The sequence below is a fragment of the Parabacteroides sp. AF39-10AC genome (genome assembly GCF_003635405.1).
In the GTDB taxonomy this organism is placed as follows: Bacteria; Bacteroidota; Bacteroidia; order Bacteroidales; family Tannerellaceae; genus Parabacteroides; species Parabacteroides distasonis.
This window is the reverse complement of sequence record NZ_QTLP01000025.1, coordinates 59,802-84,536: the sequence shown is the minus strand read 5'-3', so window position 1 is coordinate 84,536 and position 24,735 is coordinate 59,802. Positions and strand designations below refer to the sequence as shown.

Annotated in this window: 25 protein-coding genes; 10 read left to right on the top strand and 15 right to left on the bottom strand. The window is 48.6% G+C overall.

The genetic code is table 11. The features are described 5' to 3' along the window. From DW033_RS19190 to DW033_RS19165, 6 genes are all read right to left on the bottom strand, one after another. Positions 1-1,997, bottom strand: a 1,997-nt coding sequence (locus DW033_RS19190; protein ID WP_147423684.1) for an N-6 DNA methylase, incomplete at its 3' end; no start/stop codon positions are given. Continuing rightward, the gene (locus tag DW033_RS19185; protein ID WP_004304266.1) at positions 1,987-2,439 is read right to left on the bottom strand and encodes a DUF1896 domain-containing protein; all 453 of its coding nucleotides are present in this window, start codon (positions 2,437-2,439) and stop codon (positions 1,987-1,989) included. The genes DW033_RS19185 and DW033_RS19190, both read right to left, overlap by 11 nt. A gap of 162 nt (positions 2,440-2,601) precedes the next feature. Then, positions 2,602-4,689 (bottom strand): type IA DNA topoisomerase, encoded by a 2,088-nt coding sequence (gene topB, locus DW033_RS19180; RefSeq protein WP_004291456.1) that lies wholly within the window; start codon positions 4,687-4,689, stop codon positions 2,602-2,604. 60 nt (positions 4,690-4,749) lie between these two features. Continuing rightward, positions 4,750-6,321, bottom strand: a complete 1,572-nt coding sequence (locus DW033_RS19175; protein WP_004291455.1) for a DUF3945 domain-containing protein — start codon at positions 6,319-6,321, stop codon at positions 4,750-4,752. A gap of 20 nt (positions 6,322-6,341) precedes the next feature. Next, on the bottom strand, positions 6,342-6,692 hold the full coding sequence (locus DW033_RS19170; protein WP_004291454.1) for a helix-turn-helix domain-containing protein: 351 nt from the start codon (positions 6,690-6,692) through the stop codon (positions 6,342-6,344). A gap of 3 nt (positions 6,693-6,695) precedes the next feature. Then, positions 6,696-7,058, bottom strand: a complete 363-nt coding sequence (locus DW033_RS19165) for a helix-turn-helix domain-containing protein (RefSeq protein WP_004304264.1) — start codon at positions 7,056-7,058, stop codon at positions 6,696-6,698. Between the two features lie 201 nt (positions 7,059-7,259). On the opposite strand from DW033_RS19165, the gene DW033_RS19155 reads away from it, so the two are divergent. Together DW033_RS19155 and DW033_RS19150 are read left to right on the top strand one after the other, a co-directional pair. Beyond that, a complete protein-coding gene (locus DW033_RS19155) occupies positions 7,260-7,559 on the top strand; it encodes a helix-turn-helix domain-containing protein (RefSeq protein ID WP_004291426.1) in 300 nt (99 codons plus the stop codon). Between the two features lie 31 nt (positions 7,560-7,590). Further along, positions 7,591-7,896, top strand: coding sequence for a helix-turn-helix domain-containing protein (locus tag DW033_RS19150; protein WP_004291424.1), 306 nt, complete (start codon positions 7,591-7,593; stop codon positions 7,894-7,896). Between the two features lie 77 nt (positions 7,897-7,973). Here the strand turns inward: DW033_RS19150 and DW033_RS19145 are convergent, their stop codons facing one another. Further along, entirely contained in the window at positions 7,974-8,336 is a 363-nt protein-coding gene (locus DW033_RS19145) for a hypothetical protein (RefSeq protein WP_004291423.1), read from the bottom strand. 11 nt (positions 8,337-8,347) lie between these two features. Next, complete coding sequence (locus tag DW033_RS19140; RefSeq protein WP_004291422.1) at positions 8,348-9,583, bottom strand: site-specific integrase; 1,236 nt, start codon at positions 9,581-9,583, stop codon at positions 8,348-8,350. Between the two features lie 416 nt (positions 9,584-9,999). Here DW033_RS19140 and xyl3A point away from each other — a divergent pair, with 416 nt between their 5' ends. Further along, positions 10,000-12,606: a xylan 1,4-beta-xylosidase gene (gene xyl3A, locus DW033_RS19130; protein WP_122383033.1), complete on the top strand. Its 2,607-nt coding sequence runs from the start codon at positions 10,000-10,002 to the stop codon at positions 12,604-12,606. Between the two features lie 99 nt (positions 12,607-12,705). Here xyl3A and DW033_RS19125 read toward each other — a convergent pair whose 3' ends face one another. Next, positions 12,706-13,944, bottom strand: a complete 1,239-nt coding sequence (locus DW033_RS19125) for a hypothetical protein (protein ID WP_122383032.1) — start codon at positions 13,942-13,944, stop codon at positions 12,706-12,708. Positions 13,945-14,067: 123 nt separating this feature from the next. Next, positions 14,068-14,313 (bottom strand): RNA-binding protein, encoded by a 246-nt coding sequence (locus DW033_RS19120; protein WP_005856718.1) that lies wholly within the window; start codon positions 14,311-14,313, stop codon positions 14,068-14,070. Positions 14,314-14,662: 349 nt separating this feature from the next. On the opposite strand from DW033_RS19120, the gene DW033_RS19115 reads away from it, so the two are divergent. From DW033_RS19115 to DW033_RS19090, 6 genes are all read left to right on the top strand, one after another. Further along, entirely contained in the window at positions 14,663-15,361 is a 699-nt protein-coding gene (locus DW033_RS19115; protein ID WP_022192124.1) for an NDP-sugar synthase, read from the top strand. 16 nt (positions 15,362-15,377) lie between these two features. Next, entirely contained in the window at positions 15,378-16,241 is an 864-nt protein-coding gene (locus tag DW033_RS19110; protein ID WP_022192123.1) for a hypothetical protein, read from the top strand. A gap of 21 nt (positions 16,242-16,262) precedes the next feature. Continuing rightward, a complete protein-coding gene (locus DW033_RS19105; RefSeq protein WP_048927346.1) occupies positions 16,263-17,168 on the top strand; it encodes a CDP-alcohol phosphatidyltransferase family protein in 906 nt (301 codons plus the stop codon). Between the two features lie 22 nt (positions 17,169-17,190). After that, positions 17,191-17,913: an HAD family hydrolase gene (locus tag DW033_RS19100; protein WP_008778335.1), complete on the top strand. Its 723-nt coding sequence runs from the start codon at positions 17,191-17,193 to the stop codon at positions 17,911-17,913. Positions 17,914-18,003: 90 nt separating this feature from the next. Next, on the top strand, positions 18,004-18,810 hold the full coding sequence (locus tag DW033_RS19095; RefSeq protein WP_087342825.1) for a metallophosphoesterase: 807 nt from the start codon (positions 18,004-18,006) through the stop codon (positions 18,808-18,810). Next, on the top strand, positions 18,791-19,417 hold the full coding sequence (locus DW033_RS19090; RefSeq protein WP_005862117.1) for a hypothetical protein: 627 nt from the start codon (positions 18,791-18,793) through the stop codon (positions 19,415-19,417). Before DW033_RS19095 ends, DW033_RS19090 begins: the two co-directional genes overlap by 20 nt. Before the next feature lie 78 nt (positions 19,418-19,495). Here DW033_RS19090 and DW033_RS19085 read toward each other — a convergent pair whose 3' ends face one another. From DW033_RS19085 to DW033_RS19065, 5 genes are all read right to left on the bottom strand, one after another. Beyond that, positions 19,496-20,116, bottom strand: coding sequence for an outer membrane beta-barrel protein (locus tag DW033_RS19085; RefSeq protein WP_005862115.1), 621 nt, complete (start codon positions 20,114-20,116; stop codon positions 19,496-19,498). Between the two features lie 30 nt (positions 20,117-20,146). After that, complete coding sequence (locus DW033_RS19080) at positions 20,147-20,797, bottom strand: DUF4136 domain-containing protein (RefSeq protein ID WP_005862113.1); 651 nt, start codon at positions 20,795-20,797, stop codon at positions 20,147-20,149. 108 nt (positions 20,798-20,905) lie between these two features. Further along, positions 20,906-21,967, bottom strand: coding sequence for an endonuclease/exonuclease/phosphatase family protein (locus tag DW033_RS19075; protein WP_005856700.1), 1,062 nt, complete (start codon positions 21,965-21,967; stop codon positions 20,906-20,908). A gap of 106 nt (positions 21,968-22,073) precedes the next feature. Then, positions 22,074-22,754: an OmpA family protein gene (locus DW033_RS19070; protein ID WP_005856698.1), complete on the bottom strand. Its 681-nt coding sequence runs from the start codon at positions 22,752-22,754 to the stop codon at positions 22,074-22,076. 46 nt (positions 22,755-22,800) lie between these two features. After that, on the bottom strand, positions 22,801-23,124 hold the full coding sequence (locus DW033_RS19065; RefSeq protein ID WP_005856696.1) for a hypothetical protein: 324 nt from the start codon (positions 23,122-23,124) through the stop codon (positions 22,801-22,803). 430 nt (positions 23,125-23,554) lie between these two features. Here DW033_RS19065 and DW033_RS19060 point away from each other — a divergent pair, with 430 nt between their 5' ends. Beyond that, positions 23,555-24,637: a HAMP domain-containing sensor histidine kinase gene (locus DW033_RS19060; RefSeq protein ID WP_229040537.1), complete on the top strand. Its 1,083-nt coding sequence runs from the start codon at positions 23,555-23,557 to the stop codon at positions 24,635-24,637. Positions 24,638-24,735 lie beyond the last annotated feature (98 nt).

The window sequence follows — 24,735 nt, the reverse complement described above, 5'->3', positions numbered from 1 at the left end:
CCTTTCAGGTCGAGCGGCTGGAATGTCGCCCCGTATGGCGTGATGTCTTTCAGGTAGCCGATGTTATGACGCCCCCGGTCAGCCACCAGCGACCCTTCGCGCAGGTGCATCTCCGGCGTGCGGTGGTAGGCACGCGGAGAAAGGTCCACGACTTCCTCCTTCGGCTTTTCCGCTTCGATGTCGGGGAAAAGGAAAGTCCCCACCGCTTCCGATGGGGTATCTGTAACGGCAGGTGCGGCGACTGCCTCCGGCTGTGTTTCCTCCTGTCGTGGCTGCTCACGGGAAGTTTCCGGCACGGCTTTCACTTCCGTCTTTTCCGCCACTTGTTTCTCGTTATGCTGCCTTGCCAGTTCCCGAAGTTCTTTCCTACGCTCCGGCGTCAAACCCATCATCATTTCATAGAAACCGTTGATGGGAGGATTGGTATCCCAGTCCAGTGTGGCATAGATGTCGTCCGGGTCGGCAGGCTTGGCGGTGTTCTCCGCTTTCACCTCCTTATTCTCCATTGCGGGTTTTGCAGTTGGAGCTGTCGGTGTAACCGTGACTTTCGGTTTGGGCGGAGTGGACTTTGCCGTAACTGCCTTTTTCACCGTCTTTTTCTTTTTGGAGGTTTTCGGTTGGCTGACCTCTTCCGTCATCCCCCAGAGGTCAAGCAGGGTGAGCTGCACGCCTGCGGAATATTGCGGGCGCGGTTCTATCTCCGGCTTTTCATCTGCGGGTTGCGGCTTTTCTGTCGGAGTTTCCACCGTCTGCGCCGAGGATACTGTTTCCAATTTTATGGCAGGACGCTCTACTTTATTTTGAACGGCAACTTTTTCTTCCGTTCCTGCCTGCCGGATTGAACCCGAATACAAGCGCATGGCAAGCCTGTAATGGAAATCCTCGTCGAGCATACGGCGCAAATCCCCGGCGATGCCTGCTGCCTTGCCCTCGTGCAGATAAACCATAGCGGGCTTCCCGTAGGGGTCTGTGTCAAGTTTCGCCATCGTATGCACGATGCGTTCCGGGTGGTGGATGAAATAGGCGTTGTCGGTCAGGGCGGTTTTCGTGTCCGTCTGTATCACGGTCATCAGCCGCTCGTCCTGCGACATTTCCTTCTTGCTGAGGTTCTTTTGCAGGACAATCAGGTCACTGCCCACCTCCGTGCCCGCGTTGTCCGTGAACAGGTTGTTGGGCAGGCGTATCGCGGATACCAGATTGGCCTGACTGAACAGCTCGTTACGCACGGAGGTCTTGGTGCTATTCAATACCCCTTGCGAGGTGATGAACGCCACGATACCGCCGTCACGCACGGCATCCAGTCCTTTGAGAAAGAAATAGTTGTGGATGGTTTTCTGGGCGGAGCGTCTGCCGAAAGAGTCGCTCCGCTGAAACTCCGCGTCGAACACGGCAATGTCACCGAACGGAATGTTGGACACCGCCAAGTCGAAATAATTGTTGAACGGTCTTTCGATTTTCTCAAAACCGCAGGTGCGCATTTTCTGGTCGGGATAGAGATGCCTCAAGATTGTACCCGTGAGCAGATCCTTCTCGAAAGCCATCACATCCGCATTGGGGCTGTGCCGCAGCATGGAATCCACGAACACGCCGACACCTGCCGACGGTTCGAGCATACGGGCGGGGCGGACGCTGTAATCTGCCAGCACGTCCGCGATGGTGTCGGTTATCTCTTTGGGGGTGTAGAAAGCGGTCAGCACGGACGCTTTCAGCGAATCCACAAACCGCTTGTACTCTGTTTCGTCCTTGCTGTTCTCACGGATAAGCCTGTGCAGCTCCACCGTCGGGGCGAACAGTTCGAGGTCGGATTTCGCCCACCGGACGGCATCCGTCAGTTCCTTTGCAGGGTTGAGGATACATTTCAGACCGCCGAAACCGCAGTACCTTTGAAGTATGGCACGCTCTTCGGTTGTCGCTGTCCTATTTTCCCTGTCAAGGATGAATGCCGTCCGTATCGCCTCGATGTTGTCCCGCAGTTTCTGTTTGCGGTTAAACGCCATATTCGTCTAAGTAAAGGACGGTTGCTCCCGTCAGCTCCGTGTAGAGCAGGTCGTAATCGGAAGACAGGGCGAAATTGTCATCCGAGAGGTCATAGACGGAGAACACGTTGCCGACAAGCGGCAGCAGTTTCAGGACAAAGGCTTCACGCTTCTCTTCCGGCACTTCATCGGCAAACTCGTTTTCCACGACTTCGCGGAGGATGGCGTAACGGGAATAATGCAGCCCGCGCAGCAGCGTGTCCATCGCCAGTTCCTGCGCACCATCGGCGGGATAGCCTTCAAGCCGTGCCCTCTCATACGTTTCGGCGGCACGGTCGGCCCGTTCCCGTATGAAAGCGGTGTCGTCAGCCTGTTCAAACTTGTTCGTGCGGAGATAGTCCAGCAGGTACAGACCGTAATAGGAAAAGTCGGTCTGACCCTCGTTTTTCTTCTTGTTGTTCATTACTTTGGATTTAGCGGATTGATAATTAACGGGATAATCGGTTGGAAAAAGGAAGAAAAAGGCACTCGGTATCCCTCCGAGTGCCACCACTAAATCCAAAGTATGAGTGTAATCCGGTATCGAAGAACAATTCATTACTCTGAACAAGTGGCAAAGTTAATACTATTTCTTCCGTCCTGAAAATTTCTTGTCCTTTTTAGCCTCCGGGAACACAAAAGTCGTGTTATATTCCCCGTCAAAGGCGACAACAGCATCGAAACTCTTGCCCTGTTTGCTCTTGAACCCTTTGAGCAGCTTGGTATGCCCTTCGGTGAGCAGGTCTTTGATTTCATCGTCGGACAGGGTGCGTCCCGCTTTCAGCCGGAACACGGGCAGTCCGCACTCCGTGTTGTCGCAGCGTACCACCTTGCCGTAGAACCGCATCCTGCCCGTGCCACACTTGGGACACGCGCAGCCGGAGTCACGGCTGCCGAAGAGCTTGTCGCACGAGATCAGTTCGGAGGTTATCTCACGTGTGTACGCCTCTATCTCCTTGCGGAAGGTGTCGTCGGACAGTTCCCCGCGCTCGATACGCGCCAGCTCCTTTTCCCATTCGCCCGTCATGGCAACATCGGCGATGCGCATCGTCTTGACGACGGAATTGAGGGCAAGTCCTTTTTCGGTGGGAACAAGCGACTTCTTGCAGCGTTCCATGTAACCGCGCTTGAAAAGCGTTTCGATGATGGAGGCGCGTGTGGCGGGAGTACCGATGCCACAGTCCTTCATCGCCTGCCGCAGTGCGTCGTCCTCAATTTCCTTGCCCGCCGTTTCCATTGCCGAGAGCAGGGTGGCTTCGGTATGCAGCGGCTTGGGTTTGGTCTTTCCTTCGGTAATGGACGAGCCTTTCGGTGTCAGCGTGTCGCCTTCCTGCCAGCCGGGGATGGTAATTTCCTCTTTTTCCTCGCCATAGACGGCACGCCATCCGGTTTGCTTCACGACGCTGCCTTTTACGGTAAACTCCACTCCGGCACATTCCGCCGTGACAGTGGTCACATCCTTGACGCATTTCTCAGAGAATGCCTCGACCATGCGCCCGGCAATCATCTGATAGATGGTATTGTCCTCTTTGGAGAGGAAGAGCGGTTTCTCACCCGTGACGAGCAGGGCATGGTGGTCTGTCACCTTGCCGTCGTCCACGCTGCGGCGTGTCGGGGCGGCTTTTGCCCGCACCTTGTCTTTCCATTCGGGCTGTGTGCCGATGAAAGCGAGCAGTTTGGGAATTTCGGCAAACACGTCTTCGGGGATGTAGCGGCTTCCCGTTCTCGGATAGGTTATCAACTTCTTTTCGTAGAGTTTCTGCGCGATTTCAAGCGTCTGTTCCGCCGTGAAGCCGTGCTTGGCGTTGGCTTCTTTCTGGAGCGTGGTCAGGTCGTAGAGCAAGGGAGTTTCCTCCGTCTTCTCCTTGCGCTCGGCTTTCGTGACAGTGGCGCAACCTGCCGCCTTTACCTTATTATATAGTTCCATCGCCGGTTCTTTCTCTTTCCATTTCTCGGAGGATGAGAATTTCACGACTTCGCCGTCGCAACCGTCCGTTGCGATATGGAGCTGCCAGAATGCTTCGGACGTAAAGCGGCGGTTCTCCCAGTAGCGTTCACATACCATAGCCAACGTTGGTGTCTGCACCCGCCCCACGGAATACGTGCCGTGTCCGGCGGCGATGGATAACGCCTGTGTGCCGTTGATGCCCACGAGCCAGTCGGATTCGCTCCGCGCTTTGGCGGCGAGGTAGAGGTTGTCGTATTTGCTGCCGTCTTCGAGTTTCCGCAGTCCCTCGCGGATAGCTTTGTCGGTGAGAGAGCTGATCCACAGGCGCACGAAAGGAGTGGTGCAACCCGTATAGTGGTAGAGGTAGCGGAAGATAAGCTCTCCCTCGCGTCCGGCATCGGTCGCCACGATGATATGTTCGCTTGTGTCGAACAGTCTTTTGATGACTTTTATCTGCGACACCACGCCGCTGTCGGGCTTGTAACCTTTCTCCGTCCTGACCTGACGGGGGACGAGCGTGAATGTGTCGGGAATAATCGGGAGGTTGTCACGGACAAATCCGCGCACGCCGTAGCCGTCGGGCATGGCAAGCTGAACGAGGTGTCCGAATGCCCATGTCACGGCATAACCGCCTCCCTCGAAATATCCTTCCTCTCTCTTTGTCGCGCCCACGATGCGGGCGATTTCACGTGCCACGGAGGGCTTTTCTGCAATGATTGTCTTCATGTCTTCTTCTTTTTTGTTGATACTTTGGATTTTATTTTGGATTCAGTGGCGGACACGGGATTACATTTTCATGCCCTTGCCCGTTTTCTTCTGCGGCTTCTCCTGCTGCTGTTGCTGGCGGGCGTCCTTCGGGTTGGTCTGACCTTTCTGCAACGGCTCTCTCAGATTCTTTGTAGCCTCGTTGGTCTTGCCATCGTTGTTCACCGCCACCTGCGTGCGGCTCTCGTTGGACGGAGCAACCTGCTGTGCATTGTCAGGGTTCGTGTCGTAGCGGTACGGGCGTCCCTTCTCCGGGTTGAACTTGATATACATCGTGGCATGGAAGCCCTGCTTGTCGGTCACGTTCTCCAGCTTCACGGCTTTACCCGCCACATAGTCGGCTTTCTGCTGGTCGGTGAAGCTCACGCCGCTCCATTTGCTGATGGGGCGGATGCTGCCGTCCTCGTTCGTCCACGTGTTGCGGCGTTGCTCCTTCTTGGTCTGTGCGGCATTTTCCCCGCCCTGCGCCTGACTTTTCGATGTGTCGCCTTTGGTTTCCTGTGTCTGTGCGGTACGGGGCGACTTGCCGGTTCCCGGCACGAACTCCACGCCGCGCTGCTCCACGTTCACTTGCAGGGTGGTGACGAACTTTCTGCCGTCGTTGCGCTCGATGAGCTTGTCGCGTACGGGCAGTCCGGCGCGGAGCATGTCCCGCTCCTGCGTGGTGATTTCCGTCTTGCCGATGCGCTCCGGGATGCGCACCCTGCTTGCCGGAATGTCCGTGATTTCATTCGTCTTGCGGTCGATGCTGATGTAGGAGGGGATGATCTCGCCCGTTTCCCTGTCCACAATGTCCACGACCCTACCGAGATTGCCCGTTTCGCGGAGGTTCTTCCGGTCATTGTCGGAGAATTTGTGTTCCTTGTACTCATCCAGCTTCTGCTCCTTGCGGATGAAGTGCGGCACGAGGCTGATGTTTCCCTCACCGTCCTTCTTGAAGGAGAGGCGGGCGTCCAGCTCGAATGATTCGCCGCCGAAGGTCGGTTTGACCTTTACCAAGTCGGACTTGCCATAGTTGAGCATCTTCGTAAGGTCGCCGGACTTTTCAAGGTTGTCCCGCTTTACGCCCCATCTGTCCTCCAGCTCCTGCCAGTTGATTTTACTCTCGTCGATGGGCTGGTAGCCACGTTTGCCCTGCATCTGTTCGGATTTGTCCTGTTGCTGTTCTTTCCGTTGTTCCATGTTCTCCTGTTTTTGAGGTTCTTGTTTCTCTGTCTGTTGTGCTGCCATCTCTTCCTGCACCTTCTTCTCATAGTCGGAGGTGTCCACCTTGTGAGGGGCGAGCAGCTCCTTGTTCGCTTCGGGGTCTTTCAGCAGTTGCTTCATCACCTCTAAGAGATTTTCAGCTTGGTCTGCCGCAATGCGGTAGAAACCGAAGCGGCTGGGTTCCTTGCACTGCCGGAAGAAGTTCTTGAAGAAGTTGTCCAGCACGTCGCCATGTCGGTCGAATTGCAGGAAACTCTGCGCGTTCTCCGCTTTTGCGGGGGTGCGCTTGGGTGTGCCGTCCGCGTTCAGCCCGGCTACCACGCTGATCTCGCCTGTCTTCTCGTCACGGACTACCAGCACGTCCTTTTCGTCTTTTTTCTTTGCCATCTGAAAAATGTTTTAATGGGTTATTTATGAAAGAAATTATGGATACGAGCCTTGTAGAAGGCTATATCTTCCTTTTTGAAGTCCTTGATATGGTTGGAAAGGAATGTCAGCACGTCCTCCTCGCTGTAATAGGTCTTCTTGCCCAGCGTCTTGTAGGGCAATGCGCCTACGCTGCGGTAGCGTTGGAGGGTGCGTTTGCTTATCTGGAGCAACATGCACAAATCCTGATTGTCGAAAAGGCGGATGCTTTCCGTGATAGTGGGCTGTTTCCCCTCAGCCTTCATCGCCAGCAGCAGTTCGTCCTGACGGTCGAGCCGTTCCATCAGCTTCTGCATCCAGCCCTCGAAGTTGTTTCGTGTGAGCAGTTCCATGACCTATGTCCTCCTTCCTTTTGGTTTGCCGCCCGTGCGCAGCGTGTGGTTGTGGAACAGGGTGTCTATTGTCCCTTCCTCGTTCCTTACTGTGTTGTCCTCCAATAGCCGCAGTATCTCGGAAAGGCGGTAGCGGCAGCTTCCGCGTACCACCACATACTCGATACGGTGGTCGGTGCGCATACGCTGCATGGTGCGCTTGCTCACGTTGAGCATCTTCGCCGCCTGTGCCGTGTCAAGCAGCTTGTCTTCGGTTTCCCGCTTCCGTTTCTTCTCGTCCCTTGCCTCGCGGATGTACCCTGCGATGTTCGCAATCTGCGCCATCATCTCCTTGTAGGCGGAACTTTCCATTGTTATCACTTTCATGTTCAGTCCTTTCTTTTTGTTTCTGCGACAAAATTCGGCAATAAACAAAAGGGGCTTTAACAACTCACTACGTGACTCACGTAAGATTTTTGCGGAAGATGGCTCCGTAACCCGGTCAAACGGCGCAACAGGCAGCCTTTCAGCGGAAAACGATACGTCTTGTATGCCGTTTCGTTACCTTTGCGGCAAACTCTAAATGACATGAATATGGAAATAGTATCTATCGAGAAAAAGACTTTCGAGATGATGGTGGCGGCATTCGGCGCACTCTCGGAGAAGGTCGCCGCCCTGAGGCGCAAAAGCGACACGGGGCGCATGGAAAGATGGCTCACGGGCGAGGAGGTCTGCGGGCAGTTGAGAATAAGCCCGCGCACGTTGCAGACGCTGCGTGACAGGCGGCTTATCGGCTACTCGCAGATAAACCGCAGGTTCTATTACAAGCCAGAGGAGGTGAAGCGGCTGATACCGCTTGTCGGCACGCTCTATCCGCACGGCAGATGATTTGATTTATTCACCCACTGAATCCGAAGTTATGATGAACGAGAACAACGATGTTTTTACGATGGAAGACGAGCCGATAGCCTCTGTGGTGCAGGATATGCGCAAAGGCTCGAAATGGCTGTCCGCATTTCTGGAAAGCTACCGTCCTCCGCTGGACGGGGAACGTTACCTGACGGACGGCGAGGTGTCGGAACTGCTCCGTGTGAGCCGGCGCACCTTGCAGGAATACCGCAACAACCGCGTGTTGCCCTTCATACTTTTGGGAGGGAAGGTGCTTTACCCGGAAACGGGGCTGCGCGGGGTACTGGAAGCGAACTACCGCAAGCCGCTGGAGTGAGGCGGTTTCATGAAAAAGTAAACGGGTGACACCTTTTGTGGTGCTACCCGTTTACTTGTCTTATGGGGTATGTGCAATCAGCAATACCCGGCTTTTCCGTTCTGTATGAACATCACGTATGTCTGCCGTTTCTCTTGTGAGAGTGCCTTTCCCACCAGCCATGTGCGGAACAGGTGGGTGTTGTAGGTATTCACCCTGAAAGCGACCGGGATGATGATTTCAAGGGCGTACACGTCCGCGTGCAGCCCGTTTTCAAGCTGCATGTAGCGGCACACCTCGTAGTCGTTCAGCACGTCCGACTTGCGGACGGCTCTGATGGCGGCGTTCACTGCCGGGACGGTCGTATGGAACAATCCGGCTATTTCGGTGGCGGTCATCCACACGTCGTTACCGGTTACGCTGACTGCCTTGTCCTCGATGATGATTGTGTCACGTTTCATGGCTTTTCTTTTTAGATGGTGCAACCTGCAAATTCCTCGACGCCGTTCAATCTTGCGGCAAGGTTCTCCATGTCCTGATTGAGCTTCTCTTTGGTTATCTTTGCGTAAATCTGCGTCGTCTTTATGCTCTTGTGTCCGAGCATGGAGCTGACCGTTTCGATGGGAACACCGTTGGAGAGGAATATCGTCGTGGCTGCCGTGTGGCGGCTCTGATGCCACGTGATATGCTTGGTGATGCCGCAACGCTTGGCGACGGCACGGATACCGGCAAGGCACGTGTTATAATGCGGAACGGGAAATATCCTGCCGTCCCCGCACAGTCCCCGGTATTTGCCGATTATGCGGTTGGCGATGTCGAGCAGGCGGATGTTGGACACCACGCCCGTTTTCTGGCGGTTGATGTTTATCCACTCGTGTTCGTCGAAGTAGGTGCGGATATTCTCTTCCGTAAGGTTGCGCATATCCGCGAACGACAGCCCCGTGAAGGCGCAGAACAGGTAGAGGTCGCGGTACAATTCCTGTTTGGCGTTTTTCAGTTTCCCCTCCATCAGCAGGCGGATCTCATCTTTGGTCAGGAAACTGCGTGTTGTTTCCTCCTTCTTGATTTCATACTCGCGGAACGGGTCGCGCGTCAGCCACTCGTTGTTGATGGCGATGAATACCATCGTCCGTAACGGGCAGACGTACAGCCACACGGTATTGGTGCAGCAGTGCTTGTCCGTGCGCAGGAACATCTCGAAGTCGGAGATGAAAGCCGGGGTAAGCTCTTTTAGGGCGATGTCCTTCACATGGTAGCGGATGTCGAGGAACTCTTGCATGTGCTTGTAAACGGTGCGGTACTTCAGCAGCGTGCCTTTGGCTTTCATGCCTGCCTCCACCTGCTTCTCGTAGTCCTCGTTGTGCTGGCGGAACACCTGCATCAGCGTGTGGTAGCGGTGTTCCAGTCCGAGAAAGGCGTTCTTCACCTTCTCCGCCGTGACGAAGTTGTCACGCTCCATGATTTCCTGATAATGCCTGTTGATGCGTACCCGCATCTTGTCAAGCATACGGTTCGTTTCGAGTGCCGCCGTGCTTCTGCCCGTGACACGTCCACCTTTGGTGTCCCACAGTTTCGGATCGACAGTCAGTTTGCAGCTGAACTGTGTCTGGCTGCCGTCCACCGTGATGCGTCCCATGACGGGAACTGTCCCGTCCTTTTTCACTACCTGACGCTTGAGGTAGTAGATTACTGAAAATGTACTCTTCATTGTCCTTAATTTTTGGGTTTCAAAATTAGTTGGTGAAGAGTCCGGTGTTGGTACGCAAAACGGGGAGGAACGGCGCAATCTTTTTCCGTAACCTGATTTTTCGCATGAGTTATGGATAACTCACTATTCCTTAGAGCCTTGTTTCGCTATTCGTACCCGTTTGTCGCATTTTCGGGCATGGTTACGAACAAGTAACGTAGCGGCGTCAGGATTTGGCTTCGGCAGGGATTGTAATGGCTTCACGGATTATCGCCACTTCAACCAAAACCCTTGTAACTCAATTCTATCACTATATCTTTCCGCATTTCACTTTTTTGTAGTAACTTTGCTCCATCAATATCAAAGATAACGATCTATCTTAAAATAGTTTACAATAAGTAATAATGTAAGATAAACAATATCTAAAATTTAATAACATGAAAATGAAACAACTGACAGTAGCGATGATCACCCTCCTACTCACCGCCTCTTGTAGTGAAAAACAACAAGATTACCCTTTCCGGAATCCGGATCTTCCCTTGGAAGAACGTATCGACGACTTACTATCCCGACTGACACCGGAGGAGAAAATCGGCCAAATGATGAACGTAACCCCCGCCATCGAGCGTTTGGGAATCCCGACTTACGACTGGTGGAACGAGGCTCTTCACGGCGTGGCTCGTGCCGGACGTGCGACCGTATTCCCGCAAGCGATCGCCATGGCGGCTACCTTCGATGATAACGCCGTTCACGAGACCTTCACGATGGTCAGCGATGAGGCCCGTGCCAAATACCATCAATACCAAAAGGACAAGGAGTACGACCGTTACAAAGGTCTTACTTTCTGGACCCCGAATATCAATATCTTCCGTGACCCTCGCTGGGGACGGGGTATGGAAACTTATGGAGAGGACCCTTACTTGACCGAGAAGATGGGTGTAGCCGTAACCCGCGGATTGCAAGGCGATGATCCTAATTATTATAAGACACACGCTTGCGCCAAGCATTACGCCGTACACAGCGGCCCGGAATGGAACCGCCACGAATTCAACGCAGAAGCTACCCCTCGTGACTTGTACGAGACGTATCTTCCGGCTTTCGAGGCATTGGTTAAGGAAGGCGATGTACAAGAGGTAATGTGCGCCTACAACCGTTTCGAGGGTAAACCTTGCTGTAGCAGCGACAAATTATTGATCGATATCTTGCGTAACAGTTGGGGATACGACAATATCATCCTCTCCGACTGCGGAGCTATCGATGATTTCTGGAGGAAAGACAAGAATACGCCTCGTCATGAGACGCACCCGGACGCTGAGAGCGCATCCGCCGACGCCGTATTGAACGGTACCGACCTAGAATGTGGCGGTAGCTACCGTGCGCTAAACAAAGCCTTGGCCGACGGTAAGATCTCGGAGAAAGATCTGGACGTATCCTTACGCCGCCTACTGAAAGGCCGCTTCGAGCTAGGTATGTTCGATCCGGACGAGCGGGTTCCTTATTCTAAGATACCTTACAGCGTAGTCGAGAGCCCGGAGCATATCGCCAAGGCACTGGATATGGCACGTAAAAGTATCGTTTTGTTGAAGAACAAGAATAATATGCTTCCTCTGGACAAGAATATCAAGAAGATCGCCGTAGTAGGACCGAACGCGGCGGACTCTACCATGCTATGGGCCAACTACAATGGCTTCCCTAGCAAGACCGTTACGATCGTGGAAGGTATCCGCAATAAAGTCCCGAACGCAGAGGTTATCTACGAGCTGGGTTGCAACCATACCGCCGATTTTGTCGTGACAGACCTAGGTAGCCACGTATCTTCCACGGCGGGACAGGGTTTCGCCTCCGAATTCTTCAACAATACCGAGTTCGAGGGTACCCCCGCCTACAAGGGATTAGCGAAAGAGCTTCATTATACCACCGGAGGTAACACCCAATTCGCCCCGAACGTGAACTTGACGAATTTCACGGCTCGCTTTACGGGTGAATTCGAGTCTCCGATAGATGGTCCTGTCGAGTTCAAACTATCCGGAAATGACGCATTCCGCCTGTATATCGATACGGCTAAAGTCGCCGAGGTATGGGAAAACGAATATGGAGCGGAAAAACTCTATACGCTAAACGCTAAGAAAGGTGAGAAATATCCCATAAAGATCGAATACATGCAACGCACGGGTAGCGCTGATCTGAACTTTACGGTAGGCGTACGCACACCCGTAGATTTCCAAGCTACGGCCAGCAAGGTTAAAGACGCTGATGTCATCGTATTCGTAGGTGGTATCTCTCCACGTCTGGAAGGTGAGGAAATGCTAGTAGACGCTGAAGGTTTCCGGAAAGGCGACCGCACGAATATCGAGATCCCGGCCGTACAGAAGGAAATGGTCAAAGCCTTGGTAGCCACCGGAAAGCCTGTGGTATACGTGGTATGTACGGGTAGCGCATTGGCATTGAACTGGGAGAACGATCATGTAAACGCTATCTTGAACGCTTGGTATGGCGGACAAGAAGGTGGAACAGCCGTGGCCGACGTTTTATTCGGAGACTATAACCCGGCCGGACGCTTGCCGATCACGTTCTATAAATCCGTAGACCAGCTTCCGGACTTCCAAGATTACAGCATGAAAGGCCGTACCTATCGTTACATGACGCAGACTCCGCTTTATCCGTTCGGTTATGGCTTGAGCTATACAACATTCGATTATAAGAACGCTAAGTTGTCAAAGGATAAGATCGCTTCCAACGAATCGGTTACCCTCTCCTTCGATATCGCCAATACAGGCAAGATGGATGGTGACGAGGTCGCTCAGATCTACATCAAGAACCCGAACGATCCTGCCGGACCGCTAAAAGCGATGAAAGCATTCAAACGTGTGAACGTGAAGGCTGGCAGCGCACAACCGGTTAGCATCCAATTGGAACCGAAAGCTTTCCAATCCTTCAATGACAATACGCAGACCATGGAGGTTCGCCCGGGTAAATACCAAATCCTATATGGAGGTTCCTCGGACGATAAGACACTGAAAAAGATTGATTTAGTAATTGAATAAAAACACTATTGTATTCACGGCTGAACACAATAGTATTCATAGAAAAACACAGTAGTATTCACAATCGAATACTACTGTGTTTATGTATGAAGGTAATGATCAGAATTTTTTAATCAAGAAAGACGGATTGATACGCATGTAAACCCCTGCCGTAAAACTCGTGGCGCTTCCCATCGGTTGTTTTACTCCATCCGCATCATTCATATCTCCGGAGAGATGATGGAAAACGTCCACATCTACCCCTATCGAGAAACCCTTCGCTAGTTGCCGGGAATATTCCACCCCCAGATAGATCATTTGCGGACGGTCGAACGTAACTCCCTCATCAATCATCGAGGCCGCCCCGAAAAACGGGCTACCAAACATAGAGATGAAATCCTTGCAGGTCCAATACGACGTTTTCACCCGGAAATCATAGATATCGGCGGAAGCACGGGCATACAAGCCATATCCGCTGTCAAAAGGCCATATCTCTCCCGCTTGCTGATAATAACCGGTAGCATCCAGTTCCACGTTCAAGTTCTTGAAAATACGATGTCCGGTATTCCATACACCTCCGACACCGATCGCGCCATTCATCAAGGTTTGCACAGAATTGTTGAAGATCGTGTCGATCTCGCCTCCCCTATGCTGCACCAATCCTTGCACCGGCGTATAGAAATGGAAACGGGAAGCCGGGTCGTTGTACTTTACCCGCGAAGAGATCCCGACGGTAAACGCCTCTTGATGCACATCCTCCCGGAAAATAAAGCTCTGCCAGTTCACCCACACATCCAAGTCGAAAGCCTTCGAGTCATACAACAACTGCAAGCCCGCCTCGGGATCGCAGGTCAAATTCAACTCCGGATTATAAAGAGGCTCTATCAAATTATGGTTGGAAGCGCCGTAAATATTTCCCAGCACGATGTTCACATGATCCGAGAGGGCCATCTGCGCCCGGAAATAGGGCAACACATGTACCCCTTTTTGGTATTGGTCTCCCTTCCAATAAGCGATATCCTGATAAGCCATGCTCGGATATTTATTCGCCCCATGATAGATCAACATATGGACACCCGCCTCCAACTTGATATTCCGCAAGGGATAATAAACCGCTTTGCCTTGTACCCAAAGCCCCGGCAACGAATACCCCTTGGTAAATTTACCCGTATACTCGTTATCCTTGAAGAAGCTAATATTATCCAACTCCACGGACAACTCCCGGGCCTTCTCCGGGTCGATATGATAATCCGTCTTATAGACACGATCCGCGATCTGCGCCTTCAGCGAGGGAGACCAACTCCCCAATCCCATCAAGCAAAGACCCACAATGAGACTCCTAACACCTATATTCTTCATCACTCTTAAAATTTCTCGCGAACATAAACAAAATACACTGAAAAAAGAAAGCGGGGAAACGGAAGTTTTCACCTCGTTTCCCCGCTTTTTCGTCTTATTTTAAAAATTTCTTTCTTCTAAAATTTAACGTCTAGGGATAGCTTCTTTAACAACCATCTGACGACCTTCGTACTCAGCTTGGTTCAACTCCTCGATAGCTTTTTGAGCCTCTGCAGCGTTAGGCATCTCAGCGAAAGCGAAGCCCTTAGAACGTTTTGTGTCACGGTCAACAATGATTTTAACTGAGTCTACAACACCATACTCTTCCAGAATCTGTTGTAAGTCTGATTCTCTTACCCGATAATTCAGGTTTCCAATGTAAATATTCATACGAAAATGATATAAAAAAATAAAAATTAATAATAAAACAAGGATGGTTGGTGAAGTCAATCTCTAAAAGAAAGTATTATCATCGCTGATGAATAAATGCTAAAAGATAAAAGAGCTATACAAACTATCTTTTGTTCATGGCACAAAGGAAAGCATTCTATTTGAATTAGCAACTATAAAACGATAATTATTTTCAAAAAAACATTCAAGCTCTTTATAACGTCTTTGTTGTTCTAGTCAAATAGTCCTAATTTATAGAAATTTTGACCAATTATATCAACGATATAGCCTAAAACTATCTCAGAAATCTCGTAACTTTGCGAAATTATTATTTGAACTAATAAAAGTTATGGATTACGCGATCATTGCCGCCGGCGAAGGCTCCCGCTTGGCGCAAGAAGGTGTTAAGTGGCCAAAGCCTCTGGTTAGACTCAACGGTGTCGCTCTGATAGACCGGTTGATAGACGTTTTTTTGAAAAATAACGCTACCTCTATCAGTATCATCGTAAACGAGGAGATGACCGAGGTACAGGATTACCTGAAGGCCCTGCGACTACCTATACCCTTTTACCTGTTGGTAAAATCCACCCCCAGCTCTATGCACAGCTTCTACGAGCTGAGTCATTATCTGGATGGTGATAAGATTTGTTTAACTACTGTAGACACGATCTTCAAGGAAGAAGAGTTCAGCGGCTATATCCAACAGTTCATCCAAGAGGATAAACTGGACGGATTGATGGCCGTCACTGATTTTATTGACGACGAGAAACCCTTATATGTAGAAACAGACAACGAACTTTACGTCCGGAATTTCCTAGATCAGGCAGACGGTGATTGCCGTTACATATCGGGAGGTATCTATTGCTTGAGGCGTCCGGCTCTGGGTGTATTGAACAACGCCATCTCGCAGGGAATGTCGAGAATGCGCAATTATCAACGGCAGCTCATCGCCGAGGGGTTGAGGCTAAAGGCCTATCCTTTCAGCAAGATCATCGACGTGGATCACGCCGATGACATTTTGAAAGCCGAATCATTTTTAAAGTCATAAAGAATACTGTCTAACAATGAGTAAATTAACTTTAGCAGGTATCCGCAGAGGAAATCAATTCTCCCCCAATCATATCGGCAACGACGCGGCGATCTTCGCCTTGACAGCCCAGCATTTACGAAAATTGGGATGCGATGTAAACGAATATATCGAATCGGATCTGCTGCTACAAGACCCGAAGGAAAAGGGTATCTTTAATATGGTAAGAGACTGGAAGTCCATCCATAAGCTGCAAGAACTAGAGGATAAAAATTATTTCGTGGTGAACTCGGGTTACGGGATCGAGAATTGTACCCGTGAGAAAATGACCCGCCTCCTATTATCCAATCATATCTCCCATCCGGAAAGTTTAATCTTACGGACAGATGAGGATCCGACAGAAGCCCTTGAGAAAGCCGGTTTCTTTAATTGCTGGATCAAACGGGGAGATTTCCACGCCATCCACCGGGAAGACGTCACCTACGTAAGAAACCCGGAAGAGGCGAAAAGCATATTGAAGGAATACGCTATCCGTGGTATCCCGTCGGCGGTAATCAATGAGCATCTGGTAGGCGATTTGGTGAAATTTTACGGGGTAGCTGGAACCGATTTCTTTTATTGGTTCTATCCATCGAACATGCATCATAGTAAATTTGGCTTAGAAGTTATCAATGGTACAGCGAAGGGGATCCCCTTCGACGAAGCGCAGCTTCGTCTGCTTTGCCACAAGGCTGCGGAGGTATTGAACATACATATTTACGGGGGAGATTGCATTGTCTCCGAGGATGGTGTCATGCGGATTATCGATTTCAACGATTGGCCTAGTTTCGCCCCTTGCCGGGAAGAAGCGGCTCCAAACATCGCACGTCGTATCTGGGATCTTATGCGAGAACACATCTAAATCGTTTTAACAAAATCAATCATGAGTGAGACTAAGTCTACTCCCAGTCTGGAGTCAACCTTAAAATCTTTGGACACCGAGGAGTTTATCGATATTCATTTCTATCGTCCTATTGGCTACCAATGGGCTTTGTTCTTTAATAAATTGGGGGTATCGCCCAATAGTATCACGATCGCCAGCATCTTTATCGGCATAGCGGCAGGTATCTGTTTCTATTTCCAGAGCCTCGCTATCAACGTGATCGGCATGTTACTGTTAATCTGGGCAAACTCGTATGATAGCGCAGACGGACAATTAGCCCGTATGACCGGACAGAAAAGTGCCTTGGGACGTATCTTGGACGGTGCCGCCGGCGATTTCTGGTTTATCGCTATCTATGCGGCAATCTGCTTACGCCTCACGCCGGAATGGGGAATATGGATCTGGCTATTGGCGGCTACGACGGGATTCTTCCATAGCAAGCAAGCGGCCATGGCGGATTATTATCGCAATATTCACTTGTTGTTCTTGAAAGGTAAATCGGGTAGCGAGCTCTCCCACTCTCCCCAATTGAAGGAGAATTATAAGAAGATGAGTTGGAAACATGACTTTATCTATAAATTGTTCGAGACCTTCTACATTAATTATACGATAGGTCAAGAAGCATGGACACCTAAATTCCAACACATGATGAACATCATCCGTGAGAAATACAACGGACAAGCGCCGGAATGGTTCCGTAAGGCTTTTCGAACAAAGAGCCTGCCATTAATGAAATATACAAATATGCTATCATTCAATACCCGGGTGATCGCTTTGTTTGTCAGCCTTTTCATCGACATGCCTTGGCTGTATTTCGTATTCGAGCTGACCGTATTAAACTCGATGTTGCTCTATATGATCAAAAAGCATGAGCATATTTGTGAAGATTTCAGCAAACAGTTATAACGTTTTTTTACCCCATTCGATTATGTTCAATTTAGACAAAGTAAAAGGAATCCTCTTTGATTACGGCGGAACGATAGACAGTAACGGCATGCACTGGGCAGAGGTGATCTGGATGGCGTATGAGGCCTTGAAGGTTCCCGTATCCAAAGCGGTTTTCCGTGATGCCTATGTACATGGAGAAAGAACGCTTGGAAAGAATCCGATCGTGAAGCCTCATCATACGTTTTTGGATATGTTGCGCTTGAAAAGCGATTTACAAATCCAATGGCTGAAAGAGAACGGGCATTTATCCGCCGAGGCGATTACCCCGGAGTTACCGGAACAATTAGCGGATTGGTGTTACGAATACGCCCGGAAGGCAATCGATAGCGCCCGCCCCATTCTGGAGCAATTAGCGGAACGTTACCCATTGGTATTGGTATCGAACTTCTATGGGAACATAGAATCCGTGTTGAAAGATTTCGGTTTGGATCATTTATTCGGCGCTATCGTGGAATCGGCGGTCGTAGGTATCCGTAAGCCGGACCCGGCGATCTTCCGATTAGGAGTGGATAAACTGGGATTTCCCGCCGACGAGATTGTTGTCGTAGGTGATTCCTATGATAAGGATATCGTCCCCGCCACCCGGATCGGATGCCAGACAATCTGGCTAAAAAGTATTGGTTGGAGCGCTTATAAAGGAAATGAGACTGCCGATATCGTATTATCTGACTTCACGGAAATAAAGCAAGTATTCGCTTTATAGAATATACATTTTAGACCAGTATAAGCTCAGAAATGACCTTTTTTGGTACTGATAGCATCCTAACTTTGCATATAAAAAAGTTAGGATGCTATGTTTTTAAAGAAATACATATGGCTTTCTGCCGCTACGCTCCTCACGGCTTGCGACTTAATCGACTATCATCCGTATGACGGCCGTCTGGATTCCGATACTTCCCAGGAGATCAACCCGACCAATATCGAGCGTATCGAGAAAGTCTGCGAAGGGAAAGACACGATCCGTTTTATTTTTATGGGCGATACCCAGCGGAGTTATAACGAGACGGAAGATTTCGTCAAGTACGTTAATCAATTAGATAGCATCGATTTCATTATCCATGGAGGAGATTATACGGAGTTCGGCTTAAAGAAGGAATTCGAGTGGAACGATGATATCTTGTCCAAACTAAAAGTGCCTTACGTAGGGTTGATCGGTAATCACGACGTGATCGGTAATGGCGACCAAGTATTTCGTAAAATCTTTGGGAATGAGAACTTCTCGTTTGTCGTGAGCGACGTGAAATTCGTATGCCTCAATACGAACGCTATCGAGTATGATTATTCCCATCCGGTACCCGATTTTAATTTCCTAAAGAATGAGATAGCGGATAGTACCCGTAATAAACGCACGATCGTAGTCATGCACGCCCCTCCCGGGAACGAACAGTTCGACAATAACGTGAAAGACGTGTTCCAACTTTATATCAAGACATTACCATCTTTAATGTTCTGCTTGCATGCGCATAACCATTGCGTATCGGCAGCCGATTTGTTTGAGGATGGTATTATCTACTACGGTTGCGCCAATATCGCCAAACGAAGTTATCTTCTTTTTACCTTAACCCCTGACGATTATATGTATGAAGTGGTCAATTTTTAAGCTTCTCCTCTTAACTTGTGTCTTTCCCCTTACACTCCATGCGCAAGAGGATAAATACACGAAACGAGTGCAACGGTACGAGAACGCATGGCAACGGGTCATTCCCCGCTATACAAAAGTACAATTCGCAGGTTCCATGGCGATGCTATCCGTGGGTACCGGTTGGAATTATTACCGGAATCATTGGGAAACGGATATGTTGCTGGGTATCGTCCCCCGCAACGCAAATGATCACGCAAACGTGACTTTCACCTTGAAACAAAACTATTTTCCTTGGAATATCGATCTGGGAGAAAAAGTATCTTTCGAGCCTCTTTGTTGCGGTATCTACGTAAATTTCCTATTTGACCGGGATTTCTGGGCCAAGCAACCGAATAAGTATCCCCCGGGATATTATTGGTTCTCCACCCGCATCCGTAACCATATCTTTATCGGGGAGCGGATCACACTCAAACTGAATCCAAATAGTAGCTGGCATAAATCCATCAGCTTCTTCTATGAGTTGAGCACTTGCGATTTGTATATAATAAACGCTATCGGCAACAGCTACTTGAAGCCAAAAGATTATTTAAGCCTTTCATTCGGGGTGAAACTACAGATCCTATAAAAGCAAGAAACGGAAGACATTCACTGCCCTCCGTTTCCCTAAACTACATAAAACACTTAAAAGAACAAACGTTGTCTATCAGAACGCTAGACCTAAGCGGATACCCCAGTTATTCAAACCATCGATATGATAGCTGAGGACATCCCCCTTGTTGGTAGCGTAGTTATAATAAGCGGCCATATGTACGCCGATCTGTTTCTGAGGTGTGAAGTACACGGTCATACCGATCTCGGGAGCTACATAGAATCCCCAGTTACGATCGTAAACCTTCAACACATTCATGTAGGTAGACATCTCACTATAGCTAGCACCTAACTGAGCGCCAACATACGGCTGGAATTGTCCTTCCGGAGCGAAGTTATAACGGAAAGCCGCGCCAAAAGGCAACTGGAAGATAGAATGCTGTTGATCGGAAGTGATTACGGATGTTGAGTTTACCGGAATCGTCTGGCGGTCCACATACTCATTATTTGTATGATAAGAGATGAACGCACCTATAGCGAAATTAGGAATCACATAGTAACCACCCTCAGCGTGAGCACCCCAACCGCTAGTCTTCTTTGAGAAGTCTTGACCGAACGGAGAGTTGATCTGCCAGTCTACATTAAAATACGCATTTTTCAAAACCTGGGCGCCAGCCAGAGCAGGCATCGCCATACAAACGATGAGTAAAGCGATTAATTTATTTATCTTTTTCATAGAACCTCAAACTTTTAATCATTCGAATTATTATTTCTTTACGTACGGAGATTGTACAAATGCTTGCTCGATAGCACGAACAGCTAGCTGAGTGTCGAATTTATCAGAACCAGACAACAAGCCACTCATGTAAGCGGTCCAAAGAACCGGAAGTTTAGCGTCTGCCTTAGAAGCGGCAGGAGCATCCAAATCCACTAACTCAGTCAACAAGGAACCTACACTATAGCTATACACTACAGGATACGGGTAATACCAATTACCCCAACCCGGTCCCCAGTAACCCGGACTCCAATATCCCGGATAGTTCCACCACCAGTACGGGTAGTTGTAGCCATCGTTGTAGTCAGCGAAATATTGAGTACTTTGTACGTAAGAAACTTGCAGACCTAAGTCGGCGTTATCTTTGTCTAGCGTGCGTTTGAAACCGCGGCTTTCCATATTATTCACCAACGTAGTGATAATATCGTCTGCTTCATTGGCTGTCCAGAACTGAGGTTTCTCGCTTGTGCCGATAACCAATACACTATCCGGAATGTAGAACGTAGTGAACGATTCGAATTTCGCGTCCTTATCATGATTCGTGAACACCAGAAAATCATTGTCCAATTTCGACATGTCCGGGTCCTTTTGGCAAGAAGCCAGCAGAAGAACTAACAGAAAAAAAGGAAAAATCTTTTTCATCTCATTTTAACGTTTAAAACAGTTTATACTATTATTTGTGCTTATATATAAGTCACTATTAAAACAGCATGAGTTGAAAAAGGTTCTAAAACTATCCTTTTGGGTGTGTTAATTAACATATCCTAACCATACGACGGGCTTATGGTCACTGTAGTCTAAATTAGGAGAATCATAAGTTACACCCTTAAAATCAGGAGAATAAATTATGTAATCAATTCGAAATATACGCTTTAATTGACGAAAGGTGTACCCGAAACCGGAGCCACAGTCACGGAACCCATCCGTTAAATCACCTTTCACGGTACGGTACGTATAAGAGGCCGGTGTATCATTAAAATCACCGCAAAGAATCACGGGCCCCTCCCCGGCATCCAACATCTGACGGATATAATCCGCCTGAGTAGCCCGTTTCACGAAATTCTTCTTCATCTGAAAAGCCATATGGAAGGCGGCCTCGGTTTCCTCCAATTGTTTACCCTCGGCATGGGCTTGGTAAAGACGAGGCTTTACGGCATTCACGCTAGTCGTTTGGAAATGGTTATTAAATACACGAACACTATCCCCTTGGATATCCATGACGGCAAACAAGGATTTATTGCTAGACTCCGGGTATAGGATAGACTCAAAACGAAGGATCGGATATTTACTGAAAATAGCGTTGCCCGCCGCTTTCGTAGCCGAACGGGTAGAGCAATAATATGGTAGGAACGATAAGGTCTTGGCGACAGAATCCATCCGCAGGGCCGATTCAACGGGGCATTCTTGGAGGCAAACGATATCCGGGTCCTCCTTTCTCAGCCAATCCGCTATATTAGGAAGCTGTTTCTTTCCGTCCGTATTGAAATTATTCACGTTATAGGTAATCACCTTAACCGCTTCTTTCCCTATCGGAATCTCTTTAGGGAAGACCCGTATCTGGAACATCGATATCAAAAACTCCCAGTTCAACAATAACGCCGCCAAAGGTACCCAGCACCAATGGCTCCTAAAGACACACCACATCAAGAAAAGACATAGATTGACCGCCAATACCGGTAATAACACCAATCCGGGAAACGAGATCCACTCCTTCCCTTCCGGATTCATACGTCCGGTAGCGAATCCGGCTATGGCCGCCACGGCAAAAGCGATCGTAATCAACACAAATAAAATATATATCAACTTCTTCATCCTTCCTATCCTGCGATTTAAACAAAAAAGGGACTATCCGGAAAAGACAGTCCCCCAATTCATACACTATAACCTGTCCGCTTCCGGCAGGGATAGCTTAAAAAACTTATCGAAGCGTTCCTTGTTGAGCCTCTTGGATCATCTTCTGATTAGCCAAGATCACGATCTCAACACGACGGTTCAACGAACGACCCTCGGGAGTGTCATTGCTAGCCACAGGATCATGTATACCTTTGCCTTCATAAACCATACGATCCGTACTTACCCCCTGCATCATCAGGTAATCGTAAACGCTCTTCGCACGTTTCTCGGACAAGGTCTGGTTATAATCCACCTTACCGGTGTTATCCGTAAAGCCGATGATTCGGATATCCGTATCCGGATTGGCCTTCAAACTGGTAGCGAAGTTACGCAAGGCACTCTTGGAAGCGTCGCTCAACGTACTCGAGTTCGTGGCAAACAAGATACCGGAGTCAAAAGTAACCTTCAAGGCCTCACCATTGTTCACGCTCTCGATCTTCGTGTCCTCAGGCAGGGTAGCTTCCAGCTCCTTCTTCTGCTTATCCATTTTCTTACCGATTAACGCACCGGCTGTACCACCTACGGCCGCACCGATCACGGCACCCAATGCGGTATTTCCGGCCAAGGCACCAACACCAGCTCCGACAGCGGCACCACCGCCTACACCGATCGCCGTACCTTTCGCCGTGTTATTCCACGTTCCGCAACTCGTAAACACCACTGCCATACATAGCAGTAAAACAGATAATAATTTAATGTTCCTCATCATCTTCTACAATTTCACTTAAACAACTTTATATATATAACAAATATCAATCAAACATGTTGATCGAATCGCAATATTCAAGTTCTCCTTGTACTATAAAAGTGATTTCCTCCGGTTCGAATTTGCCTACGCCGTCTTTCTGGGCGTTCTTAATTACATAATTTACAACCTCTTCCTCATCGATCTCGATCTCATCGTCACCATCATCATCTAGCATGCCATTAGATTCATAGAAGTCGTAGATCAAGTCTACGATATAGTTGATATCGTCATTACTGAACTTTCCTTTCAGTTCTTGGGGAAGATAATTCTGGATAAATTTTACGGAATCATCCTCGTCATAAAGTAGCTCGTCATTGTTCGTGCTCATAATTAATCTTGTTTAATTGGTTTGAATAGCGGCAAATGTACGGAAATATTTTGATTTTATATCCCAAAAACAATTAAGCTTATTTACGGACGTGACTTAACAAAAGCAAATGCCCTTACTTGAACATAGTTCTAAAAGAGCTTAGGTTTTATAGGAAGCAAAGGTAATAAAAATACTTGATTATCATATAGACCTATTATTTTTTATAGCTTCCGGGCAATTTACTGTTCCGCATGATATTTTCTTTGAAAGAATATATTTCCAACCGAGTACCCCAAAGAGACTTCCAATATCTTTATGGATCACAAAAAACACTAAAGCCAGTCTTATTTGTGTTAAAATCAAAATACACCCCATCATTTATTTACATATAGTCATTTGATACTCAAGTTCTTTTAGAACTCAGTAAATGTATTAAATTATGATTACAATGGAACCTAAAATACAAAGTACCACAAGTACCCGAGCTCTCCGGAGCAAAATCGGGCCTATCAAGGCTTACTTATTCAAGACCTCATATGTAATCAGTCCAATCACGCCAAGCGATCTTAAACATTCCATGAAAGGTGCCTACAAATCATTCCTGTCTAAAACCGATCAAGCATACGGCCATTCCACGTCAACAATCAACCCCAAACTTTACCCTATTTCTACCTTTAAGCAAATGAGCCTCGTAGTAGTCCCGAGTTTCATGATAGAATCCCCATTCGAGATAGTGGCGATAGCCCTTATCGCCTTTCTACTTATCCTCCTTTCGATGAGGGAACATCGGCATAAGAAAGACATTCTTGACACCGAACGAAATATGGCCGAAGAAGTGATCCGTTTACGTGAGAAGGCGGAAGAATCAAACCGGTTGACAAGTGCTTTCCTCGCCAATATGAGCCATGAGATACGGACCCCATTGAATGCGATCGTAGGTTTCTCGACCCTTATCAGCGAAAGTGAGGATAAAGAGGAGATCAAAGAATTCGCTAAAATCATTCACGCAAACAATGAGCTACTCCTTAATTTAATCAATGACATACTCGATATGTCAAAAATAGAAGCCGGTATATTGGATTTCCTTTATACGGAAGTAGAGATTAACGAGCTTATACAAACCCTATGGCGGAGTTACCGATTCAAGATAAAGGAAGGAGTAGAATTCCGCACGGAACTGCCTGCGGAAAGCTACATTATCCATACTGAGAGAAACCGTTTATCCCAAGTACTGGCTAATTTCATCAATAATGCTTGCAAATACACTTTCGAGGGAATGATAACGATCGGATATGAAATAAGGAAAGACGATATTTATTTCTTTGTTACCGATACGGGAAAAGGGATAGCGGAAGAAAATATCTCCCGTGTTTTCGATCGATTCGCTAAATTAGATTCCTTCACCCAAGGTACGGGGCTCGGGCTGTCTATCTGTGAATTAATCATTAAACATTTAGGTGGAGAGATCGGCGTGGAGTCAAGCGTTGGAAAAGGATCTACATTTTGGTGCACGGTTCCCACCCGGAAATAATCGCACCAAGCCGTATCTACCTATTAGTGAAAAATAAAAAGGCGGAATGATTCACATAGGATCATTCCACCTTCATTATTTTATAGAAACACCACGCT